This is a genomic window from uncultured Streptococcus sp., assembly GCF_963545685.1.
In the GTDB taxonomy this organism is placed as follows: Bacteria; Bacillota; Bacilli; order Lactobacillales; family Streptococcaceae; genus Streptococcus.
In genome coordinates, this window is the sequence record NZ_CAUUKN010000082.1 from 1 (window position 1) to 4,231 (window position 4,231).

Below are 4,231 nucleotides of genomic sequence, written 5' to 3' on the forward strand. Positions count from 1 at the left end.
TCCCTTATACTCGTCCAAAGGGAGTGAAGGGGAATTTAAGGCCCAATGATTTTGTCTATGATGCTTTCTATGACTGTTACCTCTGTCCAGAGAATCAAGTGTTAAGCTATCGCACGACGACTCGAGAAGGTTATCGTGAGTATAAGAGTGATCCAAAAGTATGTGCTTCTTGTCCCCTATTATCCGTTTGTACCCAGAGTCAAAATCACCAAAAAGTAATCACGAGACATATATGGAAAGATGATCTTGAATTTTGTGAAGAGATTCGCCACCAAAGAGGAATGAAGGAACTTTATAAGAAGCGCAAAGAAACAATTGAGCGACTCTTTGGGACGGCTAAGGAATACCATAACTTAAGATATACTAGAGAGAAAGGAAAGTCCAAAATGGAAGATAAGGTTGGGCTTACTTTGGCATGTTTAAATATCAAAAAACTGGTGAAATGGGTAGCGAATATCCCTTTTTATTTTGTTCTAAATCCGATTTTTGGATGGAATATCAGATGATAAGAAAAAATATTTTTGAAAATACAAAAAGACAAACGCCAAAAATGACGTTTGTCTACGTTCTGAGCTGACCTCTGGTCAGCTTTTTCTTATATCACAATGACTGACTCAAATTGATGAGGTTACCAATATTGAGTCCTGTTCGATAAAGGTTCTGCTTAGCCGAAGACAGGATTTGATCTAAGTCACCTAATTGACCAATGATTGGAAAAATAGCTGAAATGCCAGCTACTGGAAAATCAGGTAAGTCATCCTTCAAACTGCCACAAATAGCGATAACAGGGATATCTGATGGTGTTCGTTTAGCTACACCTACTGGTGCTTTACCAGATAAGGACTGACTATCCATACGTCCTTCCCCAACAATAACCAAGTCAGCTGTTTTCACACGCTGGTCAAAATCGACACAATCCAGTACAAAATCAATCCCTGACTTAATTTCTGCTCCTGCAAAGGCTACCATTCCTGCTGCCATTCCCCCTCCAGCACCTGAACCAGCCAATTTCAGAACCTCAGGAGCAAAGCTTTGGTAGAATTGAGCCATGTCTTGATCAACCTTTTTAACTTGTGAAGTTGCCAAGCCCTTTTGACTACCGAAAATATAGGTTGCCCCATTTAAACCACACAAGGGATTATCTACATCGGTGATAAGACGAATGGTTACATTAGATAAATCAAGCTTATTTTGGGAGGACACCTTTTTAACGAGGCCAAGATTGGCACCTATTGGCTCAAGTTCCTGCCCCTCAGAATCATAAAAACGGTAACCTAATCCATAAGCCATACCAATTCCGCCATCATTAGTAGCGGAACCGCCTACACCTATAATAAAATCACGAATACCAGATTTAACCAAGTGAACAATCAGCTCACCGACCCCCTGGGTTGTTATACAAAGAGGATCGCGTTTATCCTTAGGTACCTGCTCCAAGCCACAAATCGCAGCCATTTCAAAAATGGCAGTCTCCCCATTACTAGCATAGGTGACAGAGCCATCACCAGTATAAGCATGTGGAATCTTAACAGTTTTCTTCTCAAGATTTAGATTTTCAGCAAGAGCATCTAAGGTACCTTCGCCACCATCGCCTATTGGCATGAGGTCAAAATCAGCATCGGGTAAGGCCTTTTGAAAGCCTGATTTAAGAGCCAAGGCAACCTCTTTTGCAGACAAACTTTCCTTAAACGAATCAGGTGCAATCAGAATTCGCATAATTTCCTCCTTTTATTTTTCTTTTAAATAAGTGGAAAGGGCCTGAACCAAGTCATCTGTCATATGTCGTGGACCTCGGACAGCTTTGATACCAAAGCACTTTAGCCTTTCACTATCAAAATCAGTATCATTAAAGCGGTGTAAAGGTTTAATTCGCATCAATTCCTTAATACTCTCTTCATCACGATAACCTTGATTAGGTATATTAGCCTCTAAAACCCGACAGAGATAACGGATAGCCTTGGTGGGTGCCGTAATATAGATTGCAACGAAGTCCCCTTTTTGCATACTGGCTTTCTGGGTCCAAAGAATATCCTCACTTGCTGTGAGTTCTTCCTCAATATCGTAGTATTTTAGATTTACTGGGATAATCCAGTAGTGAGGCTCTGAAGCCTTCCTAAGATACTTAGGAGCAACCAGAGAACGACTCCCTCTAAGAAGCTCTAAAATCGTTTGGTCTGGAATTGTCTCATCTAAAACAAGGCTAATCCAAGTCTTCTTGGACATATGGTAACTAGGAAAGATTCCATCTAAGTCTAAGAGCTTATCCATCTGTCTAGGATCGACCTTAAGGTTAACCACATCATAGACCAAATCTGCCTTTTCTCCACTAAGCCCTAGTTTCTCCCCTTTGAGAGGGAAAAATAAGGCATACCACTTACCATCAACTCGAAAGGAAAGATAGTCTGGATATTTCTCAAAAGGATGGTCAGCTTGGTCCGAAAATTCCTTAACTAGAAAATTAGCCAGACGATTAGCTTGTGGGGATGAAAACAATTGATTGTCATAACAAAAATCAGCTACTTGCGACAGGAGATCGCCATAAGCTTCTCTGACTTGGCCAACGTAGGTTCCAGTTGCGTGAGGGCTTCGGAAAGTGTCATAAGGCTCATCAAGATCAATATCAACAACCTGCCCTGTCAACCTACCTTCTAAATCAATGAATACTCGTGCCTCAAGTTCTTCAGCCATTAGTGGTTTTCTGAACTCGTAACCTTTCTCAGTAGTTATAAAACCAAAAGGCTCTAGGCTATCATGTTTTAGGACTTTCTGTTTAAAATAAGCATCCTCAAAAGTCATTCATTTCCCCTTTTTCTAAAAAAGAGAAGTTGAGACAAACTGGTGTCCCAACTCCTTTTTATTTTGTTGACTGACGTAAAGTTATACCATGATTAAGAATAACGTCTTTTTCTTCAAGTTCTTCCTTATTCATAATTTTTGTCAACATACGCATGCTAACTGCCCCTAAATCATAGAGAGGATGGTTTATACTAGAAAGGTTTGGACGTGTGTAGCTTGTAATCGGTGAATCATTACTTGTGATGATTTCAAAGTCTTCTGGAACTGATTTACCTGCAGCAAAGAGGCCATTTAAGAGACCTGCAGCCAATTCATCGTCTCCAACATAGGCAGCAGTGGCACCAGAGTTCAAGACACGTTGTGCTAACTCAAAGCCATCTTTATAGCTATATTTAGCTTCAAAGACAAGTCCTTCGTTATAGCGCAAATTATTCTTTTCAAGTCCTGACTTATATCCAGCCAAACGTAGTTTGCCATTAATATCATCGATTAGTGGTCCTGATACAAAGGCAACCTTTTCATTATTTTTAGCAAGTTGCGTTATACAATCCTCAACAGCAGCTTTATAGTCGATGTTAACACTTGGTAATTGATTTTCGAGGTCAACTGTTCCTGCTAGAACAATCGGCGTACGGGTACGAGAAAATTCTGCTCGAATTTTTTCCGTCAAGTGGTAACCCATGAAGATGATACCATCAACTTGTTTGGCAAATAGAGAGTTAATGACGGTAACTTCGTGATCGTCATTTTCATCACTAGAAGCAAGGACAATATTATACTTGTACATGGTTGCAATGTCGTCAATACCTTTAGCTAGAGTAGCAAAATAGCTATTTGAAATATTTGGAATGACAACTCCTACAGTAGTTGTTTTTTTACTCGCCAAGCCACGTGCAACCGCATTTGGACGGTAATCCAAACGATCAATGACTTCGAGCACTTTTTTTCGGGTGTTTTCTTTTACGTTTTTGTTTCCATTCACTACACGAGAGACAGTTGCCATCGAAACTCCGGCTTCACGCGCAACGTCGTAAATTGTAATCGTTTCATCAGTATTCATAAGAAACACTTCCTTTCTAACTTAATGCTCACTTTTTCATAGTAATTGTAGCAGAATTTGAAAACACTTTCAATTATTTTGACTGATTTTTTACAAAAAAATGAAAGGGATTCCCTTTCGCTAGCTACGGGAAAGAAAGCCATTTCAGAAACTGGGCTATCATTTCGTGTTTTCATGACTATTCATCGCTTACAACTTAAAAGATTAAAAAACCTCAATTAAAGCAAATGATTTAATGAAAGGCCAAAAACAGCTTGCATTTTCCCTATAAAAGTGACAGAATGAGTGTAAGAAATACAAAGGAGTTTTTTCTATGTCTAAACTTGATCGCATTCGTCATTTTTTGAATGAAAATAAAGCAGGGCTAGCTATTGT

Annotated in this window: 3 protein-coding genes and 1 pseudogene; 1 reads left to right on the forward strand and 3 read right to left on the reverse strand. The window is 39.4% G+C overall.

Features of this window, described 5'->3' with window-relative positions; translation table 11 throughout:
• Window positions 1-609: pseudogene (locus tag RWZ99_RS08905) on the forward strand (transposase); the annotation flags it as partial.
• Here RWZ99_RS08905 and RWZ99_RS08910 read toward each other — a convergent pair.
• From RWZ99_RS08910 to ccpA, 3 genes are read right to left on the reverse strand one after another with little or no spacing between them, the layout of a single operon-like run.
• Window positions 601-1,716, reverse strand: a complete 1,116-nt coding sequence (locus RWZ99_RS08910) for a glycerate kinase (RefSeq protein ID WP_314678205.1) — start codon at window positions 1,714-1,716, stop codon at window positions 601-603. The pseudogene RWZ99_RS08905 and the gene RWZ99_RS08910 sit on opposite strands and share 9 nt — an antisense overlap.
• A 12-nt stretch (window positions 1,717-1,728) precedes the next feature.
• Window positions 1,729-2,796, reverse strand: coding sequence for an MmcQ/YjbR family DNA-binding protein (locus tag RWZ99_RS08915; RefSeq protein WP_314678207.1), 1,068 nt, complete (start codon window positions 2,794-2,796; stop codon window positions 1,729-1,731).
• A 58-nt stretch (window positions 2,797-2,854) separates the two neighbouring features.
• Window positions 2,855-3,856 carry a catabolite control protein A gene (gene ccpA, locus RWZ99_RS08920; protein WP_314678209.1) on the reverse strand — a complete coding sequence of 334 codons (1,002 nt, stop codon included), beginning with the start codon at window positions 3,854-3,856 and terminating at the stop codon, window positions 2,855-2,857.
• Window positions 3,857-4,231: the final 375 nt, after the last annotated feature.